At 58.2% G+C, this 3553-nt stretch carries 3 protein-coding genes and 1 pseudogene; 1 reads left to right on the forward strand and 3 read right to left on the reverse strand.

Annotation, left to right across the window (positions count from 1 at the left end):
* From EVC45_RS43885 to EVC45_RS43895, 3 genes and pseudogenes are all read right to left on the reverse strand, one after another.
* Positions 1–1437 (reverse strand): AAA family ATPase (locus EVC45_RS43885; RefSeq protein WP_168991670.1); only part of this gene is annotated, 1437 nt, incomplete at its 3' end.
* 807 nt (positions 1438–2244) lie between these two features.
* A complete protein-coding gene (locus EVC45_RS43890) occupies positions 2245–2514 on the reverse strand; it encodes a DUF1488 family protein (protein ID WP_129964268.1) in 270 nt (89 codons plus the stop codon).
* A 270-nt stretch (positions 2515–2784) separates the two neighbouring features.
* Positions 2785–3225, reverse strand: a pseudogene (locus EVC45_RS43895) (tyrosine-type recombinase/integrase); the annotation flags it as partial.
* Positions 3226–3309: 84 nt separating this feature from the next.
* On the opposite strand from EVC45_RS43895, the gene EVC45_RS43905 reads away from it, so the two are divergent.
* On the forward strand, positions 3310–3553 hold a 244-nt coding region (locus EVC45_RS43905), incomplete at its 3' end, for a hypothetical protein (RefSeq protein ID WP_211193593.1).

The raw sequence follows: 3553 nt of genomic DNA on the forward strand, positions 1-3553 counted from the left end.
ATGAAGTAGAAGTAGTTTTGTCGGGCATTGCAACACCTTATACGAGATAAGTGTTGCACCTCGCTTTTGAGGCCGCCCGGCCTTTAACGCTTTTCCAATCTTCTCCATCTTTTCACGATGCGAGACATGCAGAGCGAGACGCTTCGCCATGCCCGAGTCGCGTTCTGCGACGAAAAACTCGGCGGCGAAATGCAGTTTCGCTTTTTTTACTGCGCTGGCTTTCAGCTTGCCAAAGCTCTCGCCGATCGCGTTGTTCGCCGCCACGATTTCATTGAACGCTGCCACTCGTCGGGCCACGTTTCTCTCAGGTTCGTCCGACAACTGCGGAAGCCCCATTCCCTCAAAACTCGACGCCAGCTTGCGAGCCATTGATGCGGAGAGTTTGAGTACCTGATCGTTGAAGGTGCGGACCGCACCCAGCAGCTCTCGATGCGCTTCGCCTGCTTGCTCGCGAAAGTCTGGATAGAAACTCGATTTCTGCAGAGGTGTTAGCTCCAACTGCAGCGAGTCGACGGACTTCTTGGCGGCGCTCAGTTCGTTCTTGAAATTGAGAAGATCTTTGGAGAAGTGAGCGCGAAGCGCGCCCATGCGCTCGCTGGTCAGTTCCCCGCCGCAAAATTCGCAAGCTTTCGCGTCGCTGTGCAGTGTCAGCCCGTGCTCGACCCAATTGGCGACGGCGGGGTTCTCCCTAAGGTATTCAATTGTGCTAGACAATTGCGGTACTCTTTGAAGCAGCGGCGTGCATTTCGCGATTGACGCAGAAAGCGTCGGTTGAAGGCGCACGAAAGGCATCGGTTCAAGCTTGTCTTTGTCCGAAGCGAGGGCTTGTTTCAGGCACGCCGCGAGGTCCTCTTCGCTGAGTTGCGCCGCGGCCGCTTTGCTTGCATTCAAGCTGGCTAGCAGGCCGTTGAGGTGCGAAGCGGTGAACGCTTCGACCAGCGAAAGGCGAATTTTGATCTGTTTGGCTCCAGCGGTCCGATCTTGGCTCATCCGCTGTTCGGTTTCATCGGTCAACCTTCGGTGTTTCGCATATGCTATCCGGCACCGTTCAATGAGCTTCACATTCGCCGCGATTTTGTTTTGCGCCTCAATAGTGTCTTCGCCCAACAACAAAATGGGGTGAAATGTCGCTCCGTTCCAACTCAAATTTTTCTCGACAAAATCCGAGTTGAATACTCGGGCGACGCCGCCGTAAGCGCCCACGTTGGATTGATTGACCGATGAGCCGTCGTCGTCAACCAACGCGAATTGCGCTCCGGGATAGTCCGGGTGAGTCGCCTTAGTTTCCAGGCACTGGAAGAGCCTCGACAACGTCGTCTTGCCCGAATAATTCCATCCGTAGATGATGTTGACCGCGCCAAATTCGTTTAGGCCTGCTGGTTTCGCATAGTCGTCGAAAACACCAAATTTTTTGATTCGCGACAAACCTTTGATCATAATATTCCACTCTCGGTTTATTTTTTATTGAACGAGGAAGTGAAAAATCTCCTCGCCTTCTTTACTTCGATCCTAGCAAAATCGTCGACAGTCTTGGTGAGTTTATCGAAGGCATGGCAGGCAAGGCGGCGACAAGGACGCCAAATTGACCGTAATTCCACGCTTTGGACGAGGAGCTATCGGTCAGCGATGAGTGACTGCGGACGGTCAAAACATGGAAATGGTCTTAGCTTGCGCTGTGATCTTTACTTTGAACCCATTGAGACCGTCATCGGCATCATGCGGCGGAGAAGGGTGGAAAGTGTAAGTTCGCCGAAACTGAAAGCTGCCGTCTGCTGCACGGCGCCGCCGCCGTCAGGAATCCGCCGCATTGCGGACGCAAAACCCAGCCCGGCCCAACGTTAGCTAAGGCCGAGTTGCCGGCATCGGAAAGCTGGCGCCGACGACCGGACTGCGCCGTCATCCGCCCTTTGAATCGCCAAAGCGCAAACCCATTAGTGCGCCGCCACGGATTTTTTTCCCTGGGACGATCGCCGCAGGCGAGCGGTTCATCAGGCACAAGGCCCAACACGGAAACCCAACGGATTGCGGCTGGCCGCGTCCCCGCAACCCGCCGCAGCGACGGCGGTGCAACTAACGGTCAAGCGGTCACGGCCTCGAGCTCAGCTCCGCCGCAACCCCGTTTGGCAGAAGGATGGGATAGCAGGCGACGACATCGCTCAGCGTCAAAAAGGGCATGCGAAGTTCGAGCAACCCGTGATCTCCTTGCGGATTGCGATGCGGCATCACCTGCGTCGTTCGCTTCAATCAGTGGCGCCTGAAATCGTCCGGCGTCAGTTCGAGGCGTGCGCACGGATGTGCGAGCAGCTTGCGTTCGGCGATTGCGCGGATGCGGCTGTATCCGTCCCGGAAGGTCTTCAGCACCCGGGCGTCGCTGGCGCGAGGTTCAAGCCAGAAGCAGGCTTCGAGCGCTGCAATCGTGATGAGGCATTCGACCGTGGCGCCCCGTCTTGCGAGGCCGAATGACACGCCGCGGCCATTCGCCAGGATTTGCGGCTCAGAATCAAGTGTTTCCATGAGTGGTTTTAGTGCTTTGTCTGGCGTGGCGATAATTCCTGCGCGGGCAAAGGAGCCTTGTATCGGCCCGCTGATGCCCAGCGATTATCGTCGACATGATAATACTGGCTCCTCGGCATGAGCGTCGCGCGTAGGCGGAGCATTTCGGACCGCCCTTGACGGGTTCATACCTCCAATCCGGCGGGGCGTGGCAATCCGGCTGTTTTCGAAAAGACAGCCGACCACCGGACGGCTCCTGAAAAGGCCCGTCCGTAACACGCGCTGGCACGCTCACCTCCGGGTAAAAGCCTCGCCGATCTGCCGCGCGCGCTTCACTTCATCGCTGTGCAAGTAAATCGAGGTTGTCGAGACGGAAGCGTGCCGGAGGTTGTCGCGCACCGTGGTGAGTTCGGCGCCGTGCGCCAGCGCGAAGGTGGCGTGGGTATGCCGCAACCAGTGCGGGCTCGCACGGCGCAGTTTTTCGGCGAGCGGCGGGTGATCGGTCTCGATCGCACTGGCGGCAAGCAGCAGAAAACGCTCGAGGACGCCCCAAATGCGCACGCTGCTGATGGCCGCGTCACTGTCGGCTTCCAGACTGCCGATGACCGGCGTGTCCGGCCGCCAGCGCGCAGCAGTCGTCGGCAACTGGCGCTGGGCCAGATAGCGGGCCAGTGCCTCCCACGCGAGCGGCGGCAGCGCCACCCGCGCGATCTTGCCGCCTTTGCCGGTGACGGGCTTTGTTCAGCAGGGTCACTTGCACGGCGGCCGAGGGTCGGGTAGAAAGAGTCCAGTGATCAATCCGACTGGCGAGCTTTCATGCCTTACAAGGCAAGACTGAAGAGTGGCGAACCGCGCAAACGAGCCAAGCCGGGCTACCGGGTGACGAATGCGCGTGACTACAACGCGAGCTTGAAGAAGCGCGGACAGCTCAGCCTGTATTGTCCCGACGGCGACCTGAAGGCGCTGTTCATCAACGACACGCCGGCGTGGTTCAAAACACGTGATTTTTGCGTTACAGGGACGAGCTTAAGCAGCCTGCGCGAAACGCAGGAATGGCAAG

Source organism: Paraburkholderia sp. UYCP14C (genome assembly GCF_004197395.1).
Lineage (GTDB): Bacteria > Pseudomonadota > Gammaproteobacteria > Burkholderiales > Burkholderiaceae > Paraburkholderia.